Here is a 21,460-nt window from a genome sequence, read left to right as displayed (position 1 = left end):
CCCCCCCCCCCCCCTGTTTCGGCTTTCAAGTGTCGCCTCACCGTCCAGGAGGGTCAACTCAAACTTTGTATGACGCTGTATCTATCCGGCGAGCGTTCGATCTCCCTGCAATGAACTCGGCCCTCAACGGCTCGCGAGGCTGCGTCGCACAAAAGATTTGCTGCCGTTTCTAGGGCTGCTTTTGGCCAGCAAGTTTTCCGTCAGTCTCTCGAGCCGGGCAAGAGCTTCGCGGCCTCGAGTTGGCCGAGTCGTTCTTTGACCCAGTCCTCTTTGGTTTGGCTATCCAGAAACACGCCTCGCCCCAATTACTCCGCAGCTTCGCTGCTTGCCGGCTCGTCCAGCAATGCACGATATCGATTGAGGCTTTCCTCAAGATGGGCTGCGATTGCATTCTTGGCGCCTTTGGCGTCGCCCTGAGTGATTGCTGACAATATGGACGCGTGCTCTTTGTTGATTTTTTTGAGATAGGTCTGGTAGGCGCGCGATGACTGGCGATGTTTGAACACCAGTTCGAAGTTGATATTCTCCATCACCGCTTCCAGAAAGCTTGGAAAGTGCGGGTTGCGTGTGGCCCGCGCAATCGCAAGGTGGAATTCGAAATCGGCGCGTGCCTCGATTTCAGCGCTTTCAGTTTCAAGCGCTTCGAGGTGATCGTAGGCTCGTGCGATCTCTGCCAGCGCCTCCGGCGTTCGGCGCGTTGCAGCGAGAGCTGCCGCCTGCATTTCGACGCCAAGCCGCAATTCGAGAATCTGCATTGCTGAACGAATGTCTTCTATCCGGCTGATCTCAAAGTTCAGTGTCTTTGCGTCTTTGTCTGTGACAAACACGCCTGCGCCCTGGCGTGCTATGACCCTGCCGGAAACTTTGAGCGACATAAGCGCTTCGCGAATGACCGTACGCGATACGCCGAACTCCTCGCAAAGCTGGGCGCTGGATGGTATCTTTTCTCCTGCGGAATAAAGGCCTGAGTCGATGCGCTCGTTGAGCTTTGCAACAACGATTTCCGCCAGATTGCCGCGTTGCGTAATGATCGACAATGGATGCCCCTGCTCACCTATCGGTTAAATTTAACACATATCACATATCATTCCACTTTGCGACGCATCGTTTTTAAGGCATCCGACAGCGTCTCCAGGGGATGCGGGAGCCGCCTCCGATCGATTTCCTTCACCTGAGAGCGGCATGAATAGCCCGTTGCCATCGTAACCATATCGTCGGAACGCGCGACTTCGGCAGACCAGCTCATCCCATATAGTTTTTCGGATATGTCGCGGTTGCGCACTTCATGTCCGAAGGTTCCCGCCATGCCGCAGCAGCCTGTGTTTGCGATTTGCAGATCCATGCCGAAGGCGTTGAAAACCTCTTTCCACTGCATCGATGAGGAGGGCGCATTGGTGCGCTCCGTGCAGTGCGGCAACAGTCTGAATTGCCGGCCACTCCGGGTCACTCCCGCCCTATCTTTCAGCTTGGTGACATCCGCCAACCATTCCTGTGGAAGGAGCACATGCGTTGACGTGTTTCCACCATTCAGCTCCCTGTATTCGCTGCGGAAAGCGAGCGTCATGGACGGATCGAGACCAACCAGCGGAACGCCGGTTGCCGCAAGCCGTTGAAGCTCGCCCGAGGTTTTCGAAGCTGCCTTTCTGAAGCGGTCGAGGTAACCGTGGACATGCAGCGCCTTGCCGTTCGTCAGGGGCGGTGCGACGAACGGGATCAAGTCGAGCAATCGCGCAACCTCTATCGCGGCAACGCCCACGGACGGATCAAAATGAGCTGTGAAGGCGTCGGGCACGAAAATGACGACGCGTTCTCGTTGATCCGGAGGCAACGACTCGATCCTGTCCGGCCTTGCGATTTCGACCCCCATACGCGCTGCCAGGCGCGGGAGCGGTGAGGACGCCAGGCCGGGAAGCGCTGTGAGACCGGCCAGTCTCATTACGGCCCGGCCGGGTGAACTGCAAATCATCCGATTATAAAGCGAGCCAAACCTGGCCATGAGCGGCAGGGTGCTCTCGATGCTGGCGACAAGCGGATCCTTCAAAGGCCGCAGGTACCGGCCGTAATAAAGATTTAGAAACTTCGAGCGGAAAGCAGGCACGCTGACCTTTACCGGGCACTGGCCCGCGCATGCCTTGCAGGCAAGACAGGTATCCATGGCTTCCCGCACTTCATGCGAGAAGTCGGAACGATTGGCCGGATTGAGCGTGTTGAACGTGCGCCTGACAAATCCCAGCGCCTTTCCAGATTTGCCCAGTCTTTCAGCTTCCCTCCTCGGGTCGACGCCCCGTTCGGCGAGAAGCCGCAGCCATTCACGCATCAATGCAGCACGGCCCTTCGGCGAGTAGATACGGTTCCGGGTCGCTTTGTAAGATGGACACATCGGGCTCGTCGCATCGAAGTCGAAACAGGCCCCGTTTCCATTGCAATATGCGGCATTGTCGAAGGCGGCGCGGATGTTATTGCCAATCTCCCTGTCAACGGAGCCCCGCAGGGGCACGTCGTCGATCTTCAGAAGCGGTTCATTGTCAGGCGTTGCAATCTTGCCGGGGTTGAGGCGGTTGGCCGGATCGAACGCCCGTTTGATTTCCTGCAGACGCGGGTAAAGGTCGCCGAAGAACTCGGGAACATATTCGGATCTGACGCCCTTTCCGTGTTCGCCCCAAAGAACGCCGCCATGCTTGCGTGTGAGGGCAACGACGGCGTCGGTAATCTCTCGAATGAGCGGCACATGGTCCTCACGCGTCAGGTCAAGGGCTGGCCGAACGTGAAGGACCCCGGCGTCGACGTGGCCGAACATGCCGTAGGAAAGGCCGGCTCCATCGAGCAGCGCACGAAACTCTCTGATGTAGGCGGCGAGGTTGGCCGGAGGAACCGCTGTGTCTTCGACGAACGCAACGGGACGAACGGGCCCATCCACATTGCCCAGAAGGCCAACGGCCCGCTTGCGCATGTTCCAGATCGCCTCGATATCGGCAGCAGCCGAAGCGATGGTGTGGCCCTTGCTGCGAATTTCGGCCTCACCCTGCAATGCAGACGTCACCGCTTCGACTTTCAGGCGCAACTCCGCCGGATTGTCGGCCAGCACCTCAACGATATTGATGCCGTTTGTTGAATGCTCTCCATCATCGGGGAAAAATCTGGCAATGCCGCTCCAGACAATGTCGCCTTTCGCCAAGCCCAGCACCTTTTCGTCGATGGTCTCGACTGAGGCTACGTTAAGCTCGGTGAGGCGCCGGGCGTCTTCCAGGGCGGCGTTGAAATCGGCATAACGAACATTCACGAGCGCCGAATGCTCTGGAATTGGCAGCAGGTTGAGTTCGATCTCGGCGATGACAGCCAGCGTGCCCTCGGATCCGCAAAGGACGGCATTGAGATCGAAGCGTCCATCGTCGCGACGGATATGCGCCAGGTCGTATCCCGTCATGTAGCGGTTGAGCCGGGGGAAAACCTCTGCGATCCTGGCGCCGTCATCCCGCGCGATGCGGTCGATTGTACGATGGATCTGCCCAATGCGATCCGTGCGGGCCATGACTTTGGCGAGCGAAATGTCATCGAGCGGGTGGGACCACCAGTCGGTTGCGTCACTCAGGATCACTCTGAGCCCGAGGACATGATTACTCGTTTTCCCGTAAAGGCATGAACCCTGGCCGCACGCATCGGTCGATACCATGCCGCCGATTGTCGCTCGATTGGACGTGGACAGTTCCGGAGCGAAGAAAAGGCCGTGTTCCCTGAGCGCGACGTTGAGCTGGTCCTTGACGACGCCGGCCTCCACGCGGGCGATCCTGCGCGCCGGATCGATTTCGAGTATTCTGTTCATGTGCCGCGAACAGTCAACGACGAGCCCGGTTGTCAGAGACTGGCCATTCGTTCCCGTGCCGCCCCCGCGCGCGACGACCTGCATTGTTTCGAAGCGTGCTTCGGAAAGGACGTGCATGAGGATTTTTATGTCCTCGACATCCTTGGGAAACACCACGGCCGACGGCTCCACCTGGTAGATGGAATTGTCCGTCGAAAAAACGGTGCGCGTTGCAGCACCGGCATCGGCGTTGCCGGAAAACCCTGCCTCTACGAGACGTTCAAAAAAACCGGCGGTATCGGCACGAGGGGCGCCACTCGTCTGCAGCCTTGGGATCATGAGTTTTCGCAGAAAAATTTACTTGAGGTTGGATTAACTTGGCATATAAGTGATAACATACAAATAAGGTGGCGCAACTGAAATAGAGAGGTGGAACGTGAAAGATCAAACAGCAGTCATCGTTGGCGGAGCTTCGGGTCTCGGCCTGACAACGGCAAAGCTCATGGCGTCTCACGGCGTTGCCAGGATTGGCCTCATCGATAGAAATGCGGAATTGCTCGCGTCTTCGGCGGAGACTTTGCGGGCCCTCGGTGTGGAAGTCGCAACGTCGGTTGCTGATATCGCCAGATCCGAGACCGCTCACCGTGGCTTCAACGAGATTGCGGAGAGGCTGGGCAGGGTACATTGCCTGATCAACAGCGCGGCGATCTATCCACGCAAACCGATCCTTGAAATCACCGACGAGGAATGGGATCTGGAAAACGCGATCAACGTCAAGGGCACATATCATATGATGGTGGCGGCCATTCTTCATATGCGCCAGCACGTCAATGCGCCGGAAGTGACTGGCCGTATTGTCAACGTGACGTCTGTCGATGCTTTTAAAGCGCACCCTCAAAACGCTCACTATGCAGCAACAAAAGCGGCAGTCGTCAGCCTCACCAAATCCTTCGCTGCGGAAGTCGCAAAAGATCAGATCCTCGTCAATTCCGTTGCACCTGCGGGTTTTGCCACGGATCGCGCCAAGGAACTCGGCTTTCTTCCCGAGCTTGCGAAAGCGAGTGCGTTGGGTCGCGCCGCAGAGCCTGTCGAAATGGCCGAATGGATCGTCATGATGGCGTCAAGCCGCAATACCTACGCGACTGGCGAGAACGTCGTCATCAGCGGGGGCTACATCTATGTTTGACGTCTATCGCAACGCCGTCGTCACAGGGGCGACTAGCGGCATCGGCAAGGCCACAGTGCTTGAACTCGCCCGGCGCGGCCTGACGGTCTATGCAATCGGCCGCAACCGGGAACAGCTCGATGAACTGTCCTCTGAAAAAGGTGTCATCGCGGTTCAGGCGGATGTGCGGGAGACGGAAAGGATCGCAGATGCCGTCAAGGGCGTAGAGATCGACGTTCTTGTCAACAATGCGGGCATCCTCTCCACCCGTGCGACGTTCCACGAGATCGATCCCGCCGAGATCGACGCGATGATCGATGTCAATCTCAAGGCGCCGATGCATCTCACACGGGCGCTCCTGCCGGGCATGGTTGAGCGCAGGCGCGGTCATCTGGTTTACATCGGCTCAAGCGGCGGTCAGGCGCCATATCCGAATATGGGCGCCTACGGCCCATCGAAGGCGGGTCTCAGCCTCTTCTGCGACAACCTGCGATGCGATCTTCTGGGGACGTCTGTCAGGGTAACCGAAGTGGTGCCGGGACGGGTCCAAACGGACCTCTACCGGACGGCAATGGCAGGAAACTCTGCCCGCACGCTGCTTTATGACGGCTATCGTCCTGTTCAGCCGGAGCACGTTTCATCGATCATCGTCAACGCGATTGAGCTTCCGGTATTTGTCGATGTCGCACGCATCGAGGTTTTCCCGACAGACCAGGCGACCGGCGGCGGTACGATGGTCAAGTTTCAGGAGTAGGGATGCTCGCAGCAACAAGCATTACTTGTCGAAGTTTTTCATTTTCTTGATTTCGCCGGTGCGGCGATGTGGTCATCATCTTTGCAAATATGAGGGTGATCGATGTCGAGGGCACTTGTAACAGGGGCAACAAGGGGGGCGGGCCGTGCGGTGGCGGCGGCACTTGCTTGCGCCGGCTATGAAACTTGCGCCCTTGGGCGCGACAGGCTGGTTCTGGAAGAGCTTCGCAGCGATTTCGGCGTGCTTCCCATGGCGATCGATCTGACCGATCGTGAGGCGGTGCGGGTGATCGTCGAGGGTATGAAACCCGATATCGTCGTGCACGCCGCATTGCGGTGGCCCACCGAAAAGGCGTTTGAGAAGCTTCAGGAAGCCGACATAGACATGGCTCTCGAAGTGAACCTCTCCGCAATGTTTCATCTGACGCGGTTGGTCCTGCCGGCGATGAAGGAGCAGGGGCTTGGCGCTCTGTTTGTGGTTTCGCCTCACTCCGGCGAAAGCCCGTCGATCCTGGAGCGAAGCGTAGCCGGCGCGAATGATGCATTTGTGGACGCCCTTCAAGGCGAACTGGCCGACGTCGGCATTACGGCACAGTCGGTCATTTGCGAAAAACCTCCGTTTCATTCGCTGGTCGCCTCTATTCTCGAACATCTGGAAACCGTCGGTCTGGCGCCTTTACGCTACAAAGCCGACGCTCATAATCATCAGGGAACGCGCAATGTTACGTAATGGTGGGCAGCTTTTGGTCGAATGCCTGTTGGCGCTCGGTGTGCGCAAAGGCTTCGGAGTGCCGGGAGAGAGTTATCTTGCCGTGCTGGACGCGTTGCATGATACGGTCGGCAGGCTCGATTATGTCGTGTGCCGCAATGAAGGAGGCGCCTCTTTCATGGCTGCCGCCTATGGCAAGCTGACCGGTCAGCCCGGCATCTGCTTCGTCACCCGTGGCCCTGGAGCCACCAATGCCTCGATCGGCGTTCACACCGCCATGCAGGATTCCTCGCCGATGATCCTGTTCGTCGGCCAGGTCGGCACCGACATGAAGGGCAGGGAAGCCTTTCAGGAAGTAGACTACAAGGCCACGTTTGGAACGGTGGCGAAATGGGCCGTCGAGATCGATCAGGTCGAGCGCATTCCCGAAATCGTCGCCCGCGCCTGGACGATGGCGGTTACCGGCCGTCCCGGCCCGGTTGTCATCGCCCTTCCGGAAGACATGCTGACGTCAATGACGGAAAAGGCGCCGCTTTCCGGCCCGGCCGAAATCATCGAGGCCGCGCCTTCGGAATTTGCCATGCAGCGCCTTGTGACGCTGCTGTCGCAGGCCAGGCGTCCCGTCATTCTTTATGGTGGCTGTAACTGGGAGGAAGGTTCGGCCAAGCGCCTTCAGGCTTTTGCGGAAGCATCCGATATCCCGGTCGTTTCTGTGTTTCGCTATCAGGACCAGTATGACAACGCTTCCGTCACTTTCTGCGGCGAAGCCGGAGTGGGTATGGTTGCGTCGGTGAAAGAACTGCTGCGCGATGCGGATGTGATCCTCGCGATCAATAACCGCTTCGGTGAAAACTCCACCGATGGATATACGCTGTTCGACGTCCCGCAGCCGCGTCAGCGCATCATCCACGTGCACGGTTCCGATCTGGAGATCGGCAAGATCTACCAGCCTGAACTCGGTATCCATGCCGGCCCGAATGCCTTTGCCGAAGCGCTCTCGGCGCTCGAACCGGTCAAGGGGCCATGGGCCGAGTGGCGAAAGAAGGGCCGCGCTGCTTACGAGGCAGGGTTTAACCTAAAGGATCTGCCGTCGCCGGTCGATATGGGCAAAGTCACAGCCTATCTCAACGAGATATTGCCGGAAGACGTCATCCTGACGAATGGCGCGGGCAACTTCACCGTCTGGCCGAACAAGTTCTTCAGGTTCGGCACCAGGGCCCGGCTTCTCGCCCCGCAGTCCGGTGCGATGGGCTATGGCGTACCGGCGGCGATTGCCGCCAAGGTTGCCTTCCCGGAGCGCACAGTCGTCTGCTTTGCCGGTGACGGTGATTTCCAGATGAACTGCCAGGAACTTGCAACGGCCCTGCAACACGGAGCACAGCCGATCATCCTTCTGCTGAACAACGGCATATACGGCACGATCCGCGCCCATCAGGAGCGCCATTATCCGGCCCGCGTCTCGGGAACCGAAATGGTCAATCCGGATTTTGTCGCTCTTGCCAAAGCATATGGTTTCCATGCCGAGCGGGTGACGGCGACGGCTGACTTCGCAGAGGCTTTCGAGCGTGCGCTTTCCTCCAGAACCGGTGCGCTTCTCGATCTCGATATCTCGCCGGAAGCTTTGACACCGAGACAGACCCTTTCCGAAATGCGCCAGGCCGCGCTTGCCAAGAAGGAAAACGCATGACCATCGGAAACGACATCCGCCTCGGCGCAGATATCGGCGGTACGTTCACCGATATCGCTCTCGACGTGCGTGGAACGCTGTATTCGACCAAGGTTCTGACCAATTATGCAGCGCCCGAACAGGCCATTCTGGACGGTATCGACATCGTCATCCGCGATGCTGGTATCGACATTTCGCAGATTGAGCTGATCATTCACGGTACAACGCTTGCCACCAACGCGTTGATCGAGCGTCGTGGCGCGCGCACAGCGCTGGTGACGACCGAGGGTTTTCGCGACGTGATCGAGATGCGTACGGAGAACCGCTTCGAGCAATATGATCTCGATCTCGTTCTGCCCAAACCGCTCATTCCACGGGAAGACCGGTTCCCGGTCAAGGGCCGCATCTCGGCGCAGGGTACGGAACTTCAGCCGCTGGACGAGCAGGCGCTGGAGGAAATCGCCAGACGGATCGCCGCCGAAGATTTCGGCGCCGTCGCCATCGGCTTCATTCATTCCTACATGAACCCGGACCATGAACGCCGCGCCCGCGAAATTCTCGCCCGAACACTCGCTCTGCCGATCTCGATCTCCAGCGAGGTTTCGCCGCAGATGCGTGAGTTCGAACGGTTCAATACTGTTTGTGCAAACGCCTATGTGCGCCCGCAAATGGCCGACTATCTCAATCGTCTCCAGGTCCGTCTCAAGGAAATGGGCGCCTCCTGCCCGGTCTTCATGATCCATTCCGGCGGCGGCCTCGTCTCGGTAGAGACGGCGGCCGAATTTCCCGTGCGGCTGGTCGAATCCGGCCCGGCCGGCGGTGCGATTTTCGCAGCGGATGTGGCGCGCCGCTTCGATCTTCAGCGGGTGGTCTCCTACGATATGGGCGGGACGACGGCAAAGATCTGCCTCATCGAGGATTTCCAGCCGCAGACCGCCCGGACGTTTGAGGTCGCGCGCACCTACCGATTCTGCAAGGGATCAGGCATGCCGATCTCCATCCCGGTCATTGAAATGATCGAGATTGGCGCTGGCGGCGGCTCGATCGCCTGGGTCGATGCCATGGGACGCATTCAGGCCGGGCCTGAATCGGCCGCGTCCGAGCCGGGTCCCGCCTGTTACCAGCGTGGGGGCGAGCGGCCGGCAATCACGGATGCCGACCTTGTTCTCGGCAAGCTCGATCCCGACAATTTCGCTGGCGGCAAGATCAAGCTGTCAACCGCGAAGGCGTCCGCCGCGATAGCCCGCGACGTCGGCGACAAGCTCAGGCTCGATCCGCTTTCGGCTGCTTTCGGCATCGTTGAGGTGGTGGATGAGAATATGGCCAATGCCGCCCGCGTCCATGCGGTTGAAAACGGCAAGAACATCTCGGAAAACACCATGATCGCCTTTGGCGGTGCCGCCCCCCTGCACGCCGCGCGGCTCTGCGAAAAGCTCGGCGTCGACCGCTGCCTCATCCCACAGGGCGCCGGTGTCGGTTCGGCGATCGGCTTCCTGAAGGCTCCCTTCGGTTATGAGGCGGTCGGCTCGCAGATCATGGGCCTGTCGGCCTTCGATACCGCCCGGCTCAACACGCTGCTGGACGACCTCAAGGAGACCGCCGAGGGTTTCGTGCGCGCCGGCACGGCTGGCAAGATCAGTCGGGAAGTGGTGGCGTTCATGCGCTATCGTGGCCAGGGTTGGGAAATTCCGGTTAGCCTGCCGGACCGTCATTTCCAGGCTGCCGACCGCGCGATGATCGAGGAGAATTTCAGGGCGCGCTATGCCCAGTTCTTCGGCCGGGCAGTGGAGGGGCCTGAAATCGAATTCGTCACATTCTCCGTCAAGGCGCAGGATGTGCGCCCCGGTGGTGAGCGCCATGCGCTGATCTCCGCCGGTAGCTCGATTGACACCCCCATCACGCGCGATGTGTTCGATCCAGCCGCGGGAGCACCCCTTAAAACGGCTATCGTGGAACGCTCGACGATCAGGGTCGGCGAGCGTGTTGCCGGTCCGGCGGTTATCGTCGAGCGTGAAACCTCGACCGTCGTCACCTCGCCGTTTGACGCCATCGTCCAGAGCGACGGCACCATCCTTCTGATCCGAAAGGAACTGTAATCCATGAGCCAGCTTGACGAAATCCGCATGCAGGTGATGTGGAACCGGCTGATCTCCGTCGTCGAAGAACAGGCGATGACGCTGTTGCGCACCGCTTTTTCGACCTCGGTGCGCGAGGCAGGCGACCTTTCCGCCGGTGTCTACAACGCAAAGGGTGAAATGCTGGCGCAGGCCGTGACCGGCACACCGGGCCATGTCAACACGATGGCTGAGGCCGTGCTGCACTTCATCGCGGAAATTCCGCGCGACGAGATGTATCCGGGTGACACCTACGTCACCAACGATCCCTGGAAGGGCACCGGCCATCTTCACGACATCACCATGGTTTCCCCTTCCTTCAAGGGAGACGAACTTATCGGCTTCTTCGCCTGCACGGCACATGTCGTCGATGTCGGCGGTCGTGGTTTCGGCGCCGATGGCAAGTCGGTTTATGAGGAAGGCATCCAGATCCCGATCATGAAGTTCGCCGAGCGCGGCGAGGTGAACAGGGATCTGTTGAAGATACTGCGCCTCAATGTTCGCGAGCCGAACCAGGTCATTGGCGACTTCTTCTCGCTTGCGGCCTGTAATGACGTCGGCCATCGTCGCCTGATCGAAATGCTGGACGAGATCGGCCTTCCCAATCTCGAGACGCTTGGCGCTTTCATCCTCTCGCGCACGCACACAGCGATCATGGAGCGGATTGCCGCCCTGCCGAAAGGCGCATGGAAAAACGAGCTTCTGACTGACGGTTACGACGAGCCGATCAATCTGGCTGCCGAGGTAACGATCAGCAACACGTCGGTCGATGTCGATTTTTCCGGCACGGACGCGATGAGCCGGTGGGGCATCAACGTGCCGCTGATCTATACGAAGGCCTATGCCTGCTACGCGCTGAAATGCGTTGTCGCCCCCGACATTCCCAACAATGCGGCTTCGCTTGCCGTCTTCAACGTTTCCTCTCCGATCAATATTCTCAACGCCGAGCGCCCGGCTCCGGTTTCTGTTCGGCACGTGATCGGACACATGGTGCCAGACCTTGTGCTTGGCGCGCTTGCAAAGGCGCTGCCGGGAAAAATCCTCGCCGAAGGCGCCGCAGCGCTATGGAACATCCATATTTCCGCCCGGCCGGTTGCCGGTGCACAAGGACGGCGCGCCGAGGTGCTGATGTTCAATTCGGGTGGCATGGGCGCGCGGCCTGGCCTTGATGGACTGTCTGCAACGGCCTTCCCCTCCGGTGTCCATACGATGCCAATCGAGGCGACGGAACATACCGGGCCGATTGTCGTCTGGCGCAAGGAATTGCGTCCGGATTCCGCCGGCGATGGCGAATATCGCGGCGGTCTCGGTCAGATCATCGAGATCGCGCCGGCCGATGGCCATGAGTTCGACTTCTCCGCCATGTTCGACCGCATCGGGACACCGGCGGCGGGTCGCGATGGCGGCGAACCGGGAAAGCCCGGCAAGGCCATGCTGGATGACGGAACATTGCTGCGGCCGAAAGGATGGCAGCATGTGCCCTCCGGACGCAGGCTGGTCCTGCATTTGCCGGGCGGCGGCGGTTTCGGCGATCCGGAAAAGCGCAGCGAAGCGGCGAAGGTCGAAGATGTCCGCAAGGGTTATGTGACGGAGACGAAATGATGACGAGGATTGCAGACCGTCTTGCGGCGGTAAAACCTTCGGCCTCGATGGCCGTGTCGCAGGCAGCCAAGGATCTGGCCGCCACCGGGGTCGATGTCATCGATCTTGGTCTCGGTGAACCCGATTTTTCCGCCCCGGCGCATGTGACCGAGGCGGCATTCAAGGCGGCCCGCGAAAACCGGATGCTTTATACCGCCGCACCCGGCACACCAGAGCTGCGCCGCGCCATCGTCGGCAAGTTCAAACGCGAGAACGGACTTGATTTTGCCTTCGACGAGATCGCCGTTGCCAACGGCGCCAAGCAGATCATCTTCAACGCTCTGATGGCGACCGTCAACGAGGGCGACGAGGTCATCCTTCCCGCCCCCTATTTCGTCTCCTATCCGGAAATGGCGAAGCTTTTGGGTGGTGTGCCGGTGACACCGGCTTGCGGTGCCGAAGACGGTTTTCGCCTGACGCCCGAAGTGCTGGAAGCAGCAATCACACCGAAGACGAAATGGCTGTTTCTCAACCTGCCGGGCAATCCGTCCGGCGCAGTGTACAGCGAGAAACAGCTTCAGGCGCTCGGCGTCGTTCTCACCCGCCATCCGCAAGTTCTCGTCCTGTCCGATGAGATTTACGAACACATCATTTTCGATGGCCGCAGTTTCGTCAGCTTCGGTAAGGCCCGCCCGGACCTGCGCGACCGCAGCCTGATCGTCAACGGCGTCTCCAAGGCCTATGCGATGACCGGCTGGCGTGTCGGTTATGCCGCTGGTCCGAAGGATCTCATCAAGGCAATGTCGACCGTGCAGAGCCAGTCCTGCACATCGGTTGCGGCGGTGGCGCAGATCGCGGCGCAAGCTGCGCTCGAAGGACCCCAGGAAGAGGTCAGCCGCTTCCGTGAGGCGTTCGAGCGCCGCCGGGACCTCGTCGTGCGCGGAATTTCCGCAATCGAAGGCCTGACGCTCGATCCGCCGGAAGGCGCGTTCTACGCCTATATCGGTTGCGCGGCGCTTATCGGTGCGAAGACGCCGGAAGGCGCCACGATCGCCAATGACAGCGACTTTGCAACCTATCTTCTTCGCGAGGCTCATGTCGCGGCCGTACCGGGTGCGGCCTACGGCCTGTCTCCCTTCTTCCGTATTTCCACCGCGACATCCGAGGCCATCCTTCAGGATGCCATCGCCCGCATTGCGGCTGCCGTTTCCAGACTGCAAAGCTAAGACAGGACCTCAAGGATCCCATGACAAAACCCTTCAAGACCATCCTGATCACCGGTGCGGCCGGACGGCTCGGCACCGAGTTACGCAAGGGGCTTGCGCATCTTGCAGACACGCTGCGCCTTGCTGATCGCATTGCGGTAGAAAACGTCCGCGCCAACGAGGAAGCGCTGACATTCGAACTTTCGGATGCAGCTGCCGTGATGAAGGCTGCCGAGGGTGTCGACGCCATCGTTCATTTTGGCGGCGCGCCGCTTGAGACGGGCTGGGCGACCATTCTCGATTCCAACATTCAGGGCAGTTACAATATCTACGAAGCCGCCCGGCAGAATGGTGTGAAGCGCGTCGTCTATGCCTCATCGGTTCACGCCATCGGCTATCACGAGCTGGAAGCGCATATCGATGTCGATGCGCCGGTGCGCCCCGACAGCCTTTACGGCGTATCGAAATGCTTCGTGGAGGCACTAAGCCGGTTCTACTGGGACAAGTTCGGCATCGAATCTGCCTGCCTGCGCATATTCTCGTCGTTCCCGGAGCCTGCGGACCGTCGCATGCTTTGGTCGTGGCTTTCGTTCGGTGATTGCGTGCGCCTCGTCGAAGCCAGCCTGACGGCTCCGCGCATTGGACATACAATCAGCTTCGGCATCTCCGATAATAAGGTTAAGCCCGTGGACAATTCCCTGAGCGGCCACATCGGTTTTCAGCCGGAGGATAATTCCGAACGATTTCGCGCCGATGTCGAGGGACGGACGGCGCCGAATGACCCAAAAGCGCCCGCCACACGTTATCTCGGCGGCTGGTTCGTCGATCTCGGACATCCTGACGATGAGGTCTCCAAATGAAAGACGCCTATGACGTGGTGATCGTCGGTGGAGCGGTCATCGGCTCCGCTGTGGCCTATTATCTCGCCGCCAATCCGGACTTCAAAGGCTCCATTCTGGTCGTGGAGCGGGATCCGACCTATCTGACCGCATCGACATCGCTGTCGTCGTCATCGATCCGCACGCAGTTCTCCAATCCGATCAACGTCAGGATCAGCCAGTACGGGTCCGAGGTGATCCGCAATTTCGGCGAGATGATGCAGGTCGGAGATGACAAGCCCGATCTCGGCTTCCATTCCGGCGGCTATCTCTTCCTTGCCAGTACGCCGGAGCAGGTGGAGATTCTGCGGGAAAATCACTTAGCGCAAAAGGCATGTGGCGCCGATGTCGTTCTCTGGAACAGGGATGAACTCGGTGAAGCCTTCCCGCACCTCAATGTCGCCGACATCGAACTTGCGTCCTACGGCCGGTCCGGCGAAGGCTGGTTCAACAATACCGGTCTGATGTACGGCTTCAAGAACAAGGCCCGCTCGTTGGGTGCCGAATATGTCACCGGCGAGGTGGTTGGGATCGGTCGTGAAGGCGATACCGTAACACAGATAACGTTGAAATCCGGCGCCGTGGTCAAGGCTGGTACAATCGTCAACGCATCGGGCCCGCGTGCCGCTTTGACCGCCAGAATGGCCGGTCTTCATATTCCGGTTGAACCCCGCAAGCGCACGCTTTTCGTCTTCGATTGTGCGAAAACGCCGGAAGGCACTGCTGCAGTCAACCAGGGTCGGTTGCCGCTGATGATCGACCCGAGCGGTGTCTTCTGCCGTCCCGAGGGTCGTTTTTTCCTGTCCGGCTGCCCACCCATTGAAGACCCGGCAGCGGACTGGGACGATTTCGAACCGCGCTACGAAGAGTTTGAAGAAATCATCTGGCCGGCCCTTGCCGAACGGTCAGCCGCTTTCGAGGCGATCAAGGTCGTGAACCAGTGGGCCGGTCATTACGACTTCAATACGCTGGACCACAATCTGGTCGTTGGCCGTCATCCACAGGTTCGCAACTTCATCTTCGCCAACGGCTTTTCCGGGCATGGCCTGCAGCAGGGACCGGCGACAGGGCGCGGCGTTTCCGAACTGATCGTTTATGGCGAATACCGGACACTGGACCTGACGGAAGTCGGCTTTGAACGCATTGTCGAAAATCGACCTTTCCTTGAAAAGGCGGTGATCTAATATACAGCGCTTATCCGATGCACACAGCTCGGATAAGCGTCGGAAATCTCGTTTGGCAGCGGAGGTGAAATTGGCCGGGCAGCATATGCGACTTCCCCCTTTGAATGCGCTACGCGCCTTCTGGGCCGTCATGCGGCAGGGAAGCTTTCGTAGTGCTGCCGATGAATTGCTGGTCACCCCGCAGGCCGTGAGCCAGCAGATCAAGTTGCTGGAGGACATTCTTCATGTGCCGCTCTTCGAGCGCAAGGCGCGGGTGATAGAACCCACGGAACAGGCCATCGTGCTCTCCCACTTCATCGAGGCGGGTTTCGATGAATTCACCGAAGGCATTCGCCGCGTTACCAATTCCACTTATCGAAACCGTATCAATATCAATGTCAGCCCTTATTTCGCGACCCGCTATCTCATGGAGAGACTGGAACGATTCCGCGAATTGATGCCCGGCGCGGATATTCGCATGACAACCATGGTCAGCATCCGCGATTTCGCCGCTGACGAGGTGGACGTTTGTATCCAGTGGGGCTTCGGGGCCTGGAAGGATTATGATTGCCAGCTGCTGGTGCGTGATCCGAAGATCATTTGCTGCGCTCCCGAACTCGCTGAGCGGATTCGGGAGCCGAAAGACCTCACGGCGTTCACGCTTTTACATCCCGTTATGGCCAGAAACCTGTGGGGCAAGGTGCTGAGACACCTGGGGCTGGAGCCGGCGGAAATCGCCGGCGAAATCGAGTTTCAGGATGCTGCCACCATGCGCCGGGGAACGGTGTCGGGTCTCGGCGTCGGGCTTGTCTCGAGACTTGATGCCCTGTCCGATATCAAGGCGGGCAGGCTGGCCGCTCCCCTGGGGATCGACCGGCTGGACGGTATGGAGGAGCGAGATGTGCCCGGGTTCTATCTCGTTGTGCCGCGAGCCCACAAGCGGGTCAAAATCATCTCGACGTTCTGCGAGTGGATTTGTGCGGAGGATTGGTCCTCCAGACGTGAATTCGACTGATTTTTCCACCCTCCGAAAACCGGAACGCACAAATGCGCCGACGCTTCTCTTGACGCGGCGCTGCAAGCTTTCGTCGCCTTGCCGCGACAGCAGGGAGAGAAAGTAAATCTTGTCTATCGCTGTTGTTTCTTGGTTTGGTCAGGACCGCAAGTAATGCAGTCTTTCTTCTGGCCGGATGGACGGAGAACGACAGAAATCCCTCTCAAACGCGCCCTCGATTAAGCTCCTTTTCCCTGGTTGTCGCGACAGGCCCCGGGGATGGCTATCGCAACAAAAAGAGAGAGCAATTCTCCGGGCAGCTAACGGTCATTGGGCCAAACCAGAGGGATTTAAAAAATGAATTCTATTTCGAAGCTTCTTGCGGGCGCTGCTTTCGCGTCGGCTCTTGTCGTCTCCAGCGCATATGCTGCAGACACGATCAAGATCGGCGTTGCGGGCCCGATGACAGGTGCCAACGCCACTTTTGGTGAGCAGGTGTGGACCGGTGTTTCTGCCTATATCAAAAACGTCAACGAGGCCGGCGGCATCGATGGGAAGAAGGTGGAGCTGGTCAAGGGCGATGACGCCTGCGAGCCCAAGCAGGCGGTCGCGGTCGCCAATCGTTTTGTCGACCAGGACAAGGTGCAGGCGCTCGTCGGTCACTTCTGCTCGTCCAGCACCATTCCCGCATCTGAAATTTACAACGACGCCGGTATCCTCATGGTTACCCCGTCTTCGACCAACCCGATCGTCACCGACCGCGACCTCGAAACCGTGTTCCGTACCTGCGGTCGTGACGACCAGCAGGCCGTGGTTGCCGGCTCGTTCATCCTCGACACGCTGAAAATCGACAAGATCGCTCTTATTCATGACAAGGATACCTACGGTCAGGGCCTCGTGGATGCGTTGAAGAAGACGCTCGCCGATCGCAAGGTCGAGCCGGTTCTTTATGAAGGGCTGACGCGCGGTGAACGCGACTTCAACGCGCTCGTCACCAAGATCAAGAGCTCGGGCGCAAAAGCCGTCTATTTTGGCGGCCTCATTCCTGAAGCCGGCCCGCTCATCCGCCAGATTCACGAACAGGGACTGGACGTCGCCTTCGTCAGCGGTGACGCGCTTGCCCAGGCCGAAATCGTGACCGCAGCCGGCGGCGCGCAGAACCTCAAGGGTGTCTATTATTCGTCGGCGGCAGATCCAAAGGAAGATCCGGCATCCGCGGATGCACTTGCGGACCTCAAAAAGCAGAACATCGCGCCCGACAACTACACCTTGTTCGGTTATGCCAGCGCCCAGACCATCGTGGCGGCCATTCAGGGCACCAAGGATGGCAAGATTGAGGATCAGGTGAAATGGCTGCACGTCAACACGGTCAAGTCCGCGGTCGGTAATCTCGGCTGGAACGACAAGGGCGACGTCAAGGACTTCAAGTTCGTCTTCTACTCTTTCGACGACAAGGGCGCTCCGGTTCGCAACTAAACGATCCTGTTACCGGGGCCGGTCGGCATGGCCGAGTCGGCCCCGCCTGCGCAGGCAAAAACAATCAAAAAAGGGGTTCGCCATGGATTTTTACATCTTGGCGCAGCAGCTGATCAACGGGATCACGCTGGGCACCATTTATGGTCTCATCGCCGTGGGCTATACCATGGTCTATGGCGTCATTCGCATGATCAACTTTGCCCATGGCGACGTTTACATGGTCTCTGCTTACGTCGCGGCGATCGTGCTTGCCGTCATCAGCTTTTTCGGCATCCAGTCAGTGCCCTTCGCGCTGATATCCATTCTCGTCATCACCTGTTTCATCACGGCGGTCTACGGCTGGGCGATCGAGCGCGTTGCATACCGGCCTTTGCGCGGTTCGACCAAACTTGCGCCGCTGATCTCGGCCATCGGCATTTCGCTGATGCTGCAAAGCTATGTTCAAATCGCCCAGGGAGCCCGTGACCAGGGCGTTCCGATCCTGATACAGGGCGCCTTCCGCTTCGGCGGCGAAGAGCACTTTGCGCAGATTACCTATATGCAGACCATCATCCTGGTCGCATCGCTGGTCGCCATGGGTATCCTGACCTATGTTATCAATCATACGCGCATCGGACGGCAGTGCCGCGCGACCCAGCAGAACCGCCAGATTTCCGCGGTGCTTGGCGTCGATACCGACCGCATCATCTCCACCGTTTTTGTCATCGGCGCATCGACTGCGGCAGTCGGGGGCACACTGGTGACGTTCAACTATGGCTCCTTCAATTTCTTCATCGGCTTTGTGATGGGTATCAAGGCCTTTACCGCCGCCGTGCTTGGTGGGATCGGTTCGCTCCCCGGCGCGGTGCTGGGCGGTGTTCTCCTTGGGCTGACCGAAGCGCTTTTCGCCGGTTACGTCAGCACCGACTACAAGGATGTTTTCGCCTTTGGCCTGCTGATCGTCCTTCTCTTCTTCCGCCCCTATGGCCTGCTCGGGCGGCCTGAAATCCAGAAGGTGTGAGGAGGCCATGATGAACACGCATGAAAACCCTCTGCTGAAACTTGGCAAGGAGGCTCTGCTGACCTTCTGTGTGTCGCTCGTGCTGGTCGGGCCGATTTCCGGCCTTGTGCTCGACGGCTTCACCTTCCGCAACGAACTTGTTCACGCGGTTCTGATCGCAGCCATCATTACCCTCGGCAGGGTCGTGCTGTCAGTCGCCTCGATGACGCCGGCCGGCCGGCGTATCTCGGCGATACTGAGCCGCAGCGGCGGTGGCGTGACGGTGCGGTCGGGGCAGGAGCGTTCGCCTGCTCCGCTCCTTGCGATCCTGTTTCTCGCCGGTCTCGCATTGCCTTTCGTCGCCGACAAATATTTTTTGGGTATTGCCATCCTCGCCCTGATCTACTGCCTGCTGGGTCTCGGCCTCAATATCGTCGTTGGCCTTGCCGGCCTGCTGGATCTCGGTTTCGTTGCCTTTTATGCGGTTGGCGCCTATCTCCTGGCGCTCGGTTCGCAATATCTGGGTCTCGGCTTCTGGAGCGCGCTGATTATTGCTCCGTTCCTGGCCAGCCTCTGCGGCATGATCCTCGCTTTTCCGGTTCTGAAGATGCATGGCGACTACCTTGCCATCGTCACGCTTGGTTTCGGTGAAATCATTCGTCTTGTGCTCAATAACTGGCTGGCCTTCACTGGCGGTCCGAACGGAGCACCGGTGCCGCCACCGACCCTGTTCGGCCTCGAATTCACCCGCACGGCGCGCCAGGGTGGAACCCCCTTCCACGAGGCGTTCGGCATTCCCTACAATGCCGACTACAAGTTCTGGTTCATCTATCTGGTGCTGTTCCTCGTTGTCTGCGCGGTGATCTATGCGGTGCAGCGTTTGCGTGTCATGCCGCTCGGCCGCATGTGGGAAGCCCTGCGCGAAGACGAGATCGCCTGCCGCTCTCTCGGCGTCAACCACGTCTTCATCAAGCTTTCCGCCTTCATGCTGGGCGCTTCGACCGGCGGCCTCGCCGGTGTGTTCTTCGCCGTCCATCAGGGCTTCGTGAACCCGACATCCTTCACCTTTTTCGAATCCGCGCTGATCCTCGCCATTGTCGTGCTCGGCGGTCTCGGGTCGACGGTCGGAGTGGTGCTGGCGGCTCTCGTCCTGACCATTCTTCCCGAGCTCCTGCGCGATTTCGCCGAGTATCGTGTCTTCGTTTTTGGCGTGCTGATGGTGGTGATGATGATCTGGAAACCGCGCGGCCTCGTCCGTGTCACGCGGCCGGCCTTCTTCCCGTCCAAGTCTGCCGAACGGGCGTCGTCTCCTGTTCTTGGCGCCAATGCGGAGGCAAGCCGATGACCGCACCGCTCCTTGAAGTTTGCAATGTCACGATGCGTTTCGGCGGCATCGTTGCTAACCGCAACGTCAATTTTTCCGTCGAAAAAGGCGCAATCACCGCGTTGATAGGCCCCAACGGGGCCGGCAAGACAACGATGTTCAACTGTATCACCGGTTTTTATCGTGCGAGCGAAGGCAATATCCTTCTGCATGGCGAGAACGGTGCGCAGGATATCGGTGAACTGATCGCCCGGCCGATTACCGGTGGCTCGCATCTGGCGACCCGTGCCGGCATCGCCCGCACCTTCCAGAACATCCGACTGTTCCGCGAGATGTCGGTGGTGGAAAACCTTCTTGTGGCTCAGCACCGGCAGACCGCCAACAATCTGCTGAGCGGTGTCTTCTCGACACCTGCCTATCGCCGCGCCGAACGCGAGGCGGTCGACCGCGCCTATTATTGGCTGGAGCGCATGCATCTTGCCGAGGATGCCAACCGGCTTGCCGGTGAACTGCCCTATGGCCGCCAGCGACGGCTGGAAATTGCCCGTGCCATGTGCACCTCGCCAAAGCTGATCTGCCTCGACGAGCCGGCTGCCGGCCTCAATCCGGCAGAAACCAGGGAATTGTCCGAGGTCCTGCAGATATTGCGGGCCGACCATGACCTGACGGTGCTGGTCATCGAGCACGACATGGGGCTGGTGATGCGGATTTCGAACCATATCGTCGTGCTCGACCACGGCGAAGTCATATCCAATGGCACGCCTGACCATGTGGCGAATGATCCGGCCGTGATTGCCGCCTATCTCGGCGTCAGCGAAGAAGAGGTCCACTGATGCAGCAAATCCCGCTTCTCGAATTCGTTGGGGTGCATACCCATTACGGGCCGGTCGAGGCCCTGAAATCCGTCGATGTGCATATCCGTTCCGGCGAGATCGTCAGCCTGATCGGTGCAAATGGGGCCGGCAAGACGACGCTTCTGTCGACCATCTTCGGATCGCCGCGGGCAACTGGCGGCCGTATTCTTCATCGCGGAGAGGATATCTCGCGGTTGTCGACCCATCGGATCGCCAGACGCGGCATCGCATTGGTGCCGGAAGGCCGGCAGATCTATCAGGACATGTCGGTCGAGGAGAACATGATGATGGGGACGACGCCAATCGGGATGGAGCATTTCGACGAAGACAGGGCGACGATGTTCGACCTGTTCCCGCGGTTGAAGGAGCGTCGCAACCAGATGGCTGGCACCATGTCGGGCGGCGAACAGCAGATGCTGGCGATTGCGCGCGCCATGATGGCGCGGCCCGAACTGATCCTGTTCGACGAGCCCTCGCTTGGCCTTGCGCCGCTCGTCGTCAAGCGCGTGTTCGAAGTTCTGTCCGAGATCGCCAGCATGGGCAAAACCATCTTTCTGGTCGAACAGAACGCCAATCATGCGCTGAAACTGTCGCAGCGGGCTTATGTGATGGTCAACGGACGGATCCATCTGTCTGGAGAAAGTGCAGCGCTTCTCGACAATGAAGACGTCCGCAAGGCCTATCTCGGCCTGCACTGAGCAGGCTCCGCGAGCAGGCTCTGCCATGCTGCACGCTTCAGTTGAAGCCGACCGAAATTTTCCCACTCACGCCTGAGGAAAGCCGCCGATGAAGATCCTTGT

Annotated in this window: 17 protein-coding genes; 15 read left to right on the top strand and 2 right to left on the bottom strand. The window is 59.3% G+C overall.

The features are described 5' to 3' along the window. Positions 1-305: 305 nt before the first annotated feature. Both L901_RS13635 and L901_RS13630 read right to left on the bottom strand, forming a co-directional pair. A complete protein-coding gene (locus L901_RS13635; RefSeq protein WP_020812717.1) occupies positions 306-1,037 on the bottom strand; it encodes a FadR/GntR family transcriptional regulator in 732 nt (243 codons plus the stop codon). Between the two features lie 47 nt (positions 1,038-1,084). Then, positions 1,085-4,138, bottom strand: coding sequence for an FAD-binding and (Fe-S)-binding domain-containing protein (locus L901_RS13630; RefSeq protein ID WP_059757547.1), 3,054 nt, complete (start codon positions 4,136-4,138; stop codon positions 1,085-1,087). A gap of 97 nt (positions 4,139-4,235) precedes the next feature. On the opposite strand from L901_RS13630, the gene L901_RS13625 reads away from it, so the two are divergent. The 15 genes from L901_RS13625 (at position 4,236) to L901_RS13555 (ending at position 21,358) form a co-directional block, all read left to right on the top strand. After that, complete coding sequence (locus L901_RS13625) at positions 4,236-4,985, top strand: SDR family NAD(P)-dependent oxidoreductase (RefSeq protein WP_059757544.1); 750 nt, start codon at positions 4,236-4,238, stop codon at positions 4,983-4,985. Continuing rightward, a complete protein-coding gene (locus tag L901_RS13620; protein ID WP_059757542.1) occupies positions 4,978-5,718 on the top strand; it encodes an SDR family oxidoreductase in 741 nt (246 codons plus the stop codon). The genes L901_RS13625 and L901_RS13620 overlap by 8 nt, the downstream gene beginning before the upstream one ends. Positions 5,719-5,820: 102 nt before the next feature. Further along, a complete protein-coding gene (locus tag L901_RS13615) occupies positions 5,821-6,447 on the top strand; it encodes an SDR family oxidoreductase (protein ID WP_082710628.1) in 627 nt (208 codons plus the stop codon). Then, the gene (locus L901_RS13610) at positions 6,437-8,113 is read left to right on the top strand and encodes a thiamine pyrophosphate-binding protein (protein ID WP_059757537.1); all 1,677 of its coding nucleotides are present in this window, start codon (positions 6,437-6,439) and stop codon (positions 8,111-8,113) included. The genes L901_RS13615 and L901_RS13610 overlap by 11 nt, the downstream gene beginning before the upstream one ends. Further along, positions 8,110-10,188 (top strand): hydantoinase/oxoprolinase family protein, encoded by a 2,079-nt coding sequence (locus L901_RS13605; protein ID WP_059757534.1) that lies wholly within the window; start codon positions 8,110-8,112, stop codon positions 10,186-10,188. Before L901_RS13610 ends, L901_RS13605 begins: the two co-directional genes overlap by 4 nt. 3 nt (positions 10,189-10,191) lie before the next feature. After that, on the top strand, positions 10,192-11,808 hold the full coding sequence (locus L901_RS13600) for a hydantoinase B/oxoprolinase family protein (protein WP_059757532.1): 1,617 nt from the start codon (positions 10,192-10,194) through the stop codon (positions 11,806-11,808). Continuing rightward, a complete protein-coding gene (locus tag L901_RS13595; RefSeq protein WP_059757550.1) occupies positions 11,808-13,013 on the top strand; it encodes a pyridoxal phosphate-dependent aminotransferase in 1,206 nt (401 codons plus the stop codon). The genes L901_RS13600 and L901_RS13595 overlap by 1 nt, the downstream gene beginning before the upstream one ends. 20 nt (positions 13,014-13,033) lie before the next feature. Further along, positions 13,034-13,852 carry an NAD(P)-dependent oxidoreductase gene (locus L901_RS13590; protein ID WP_059757528.1) on the top strand — a complete coding sequence of 273 codons (819 nt, stop codon included), beginning with the start codon at positions 13,034-13,036 and terminating at the stop codon, positions 13,850-13,852. Continuing rightward, positions 13,849-15,054: an FAD-binding oxidoreductase gene (locus tag L901_RS13585; RefSeq protein WP_059757526.1), complete on the top strand. Its 1,206-nt coding sequence runs from the start codon at positions 13,849-13,851 to the stop codon at positions 15,052-15,054. Before L901_RS13590 ends, L901_RS13585 begins: the two co-directional genes overlap by 4 nt. A gap of 52 nt (positions 15,055-15,106) precedes the next feature. Continuing rightward, complete coding sequence (locus L901_RS13580) at positions 15,107-16,048, top strand: LysR substrate-binding domain-containing protein (protein WP_020812706.1); 942 nt, start codon at positions 15,107-15,109, stop codon at positions 16,046-16,048. Between the two features lie 336 nt (positions 16,049-16,384). Continuing rightward, entirely contained in the window at positions 16,385-17,503 is a 1,119-nt protein-coding gene (locus L901_RS13575) for an ABC transporter substrate-binding protein (protein ID WP_059757523.1), read from the top strand. Positions 17,504-17,585: 82 nt separating this feature from the next. Then, on the top strand, positions 17,586-18,503 hold the full coding sequence (locus L901_RS13570) for a branched-chain amino acid ABC transporter permease (RefSeq protein WP_059757520.1): 918 nt from the start codon (positions 17,586-17,588) through the stop codon (positions 18,501-18,503). Positions 18,504-18,513: 10 nt separating this feature from the next. Continuing rightward, positions 18,514-19,827 carry a high-affinity branched-chain amino acid ABC transporter permease LivM gene (gene livM, locus L901_RS13565; RefSeq protein WP_349642986.1) on the top strand — a complete coding sequence of 438 codons (1,314 nt, stop codon included), beginning with the start codon at positions 18,514-18,516 and terminating at the stop codon, positions 19,825-19,827. Continuing rightward, positions 19,824-20,639, top strand: a complete 816-nt coding sequence (locus L901_RS13560; RefSeq protein ID WP_059757514.1) for an ABC transporter ATP-binding protein — start codon at positions 19,824-19,826, stop codon at positions 20,637-20,639. Before livM ends, L901_RS13560 begins: the two co-directional genes overlap by 4 nt. Further along, a complete protein-coding gene (locus tag L901_RS13555; protein ID WP_059757511.1) occupies positions 20,639-21,358 on the top strand; it encodes an ABC transporter ATP-binding protein in 720 nt (239 codons plus the stop codon). The genes L901_RS13560 and L901_RS13555 overlap by 1 nt, the downstream gene beginning before the upstream one ends. Positions 21,359-21,460 lie beyond the last annotated feature (102 nt).

The sequence above is a fragment of the Agrobacterium sp. D14 genome, assembly GCF_001526505.1.
GTDB classification, from domain to species: domain Bacteria; phylum Pseudomonadota; class Alphaproteobacteria; order Rhizobiales; family Rhizobiaceae; genus Agrobacterium; species Agrobacterium leguminum.
The sequence above is the reverse complement of the archived record's forward strand: the minus strand, read 5'-3'. Positions and strand labels throughout refer to the sequence as shown.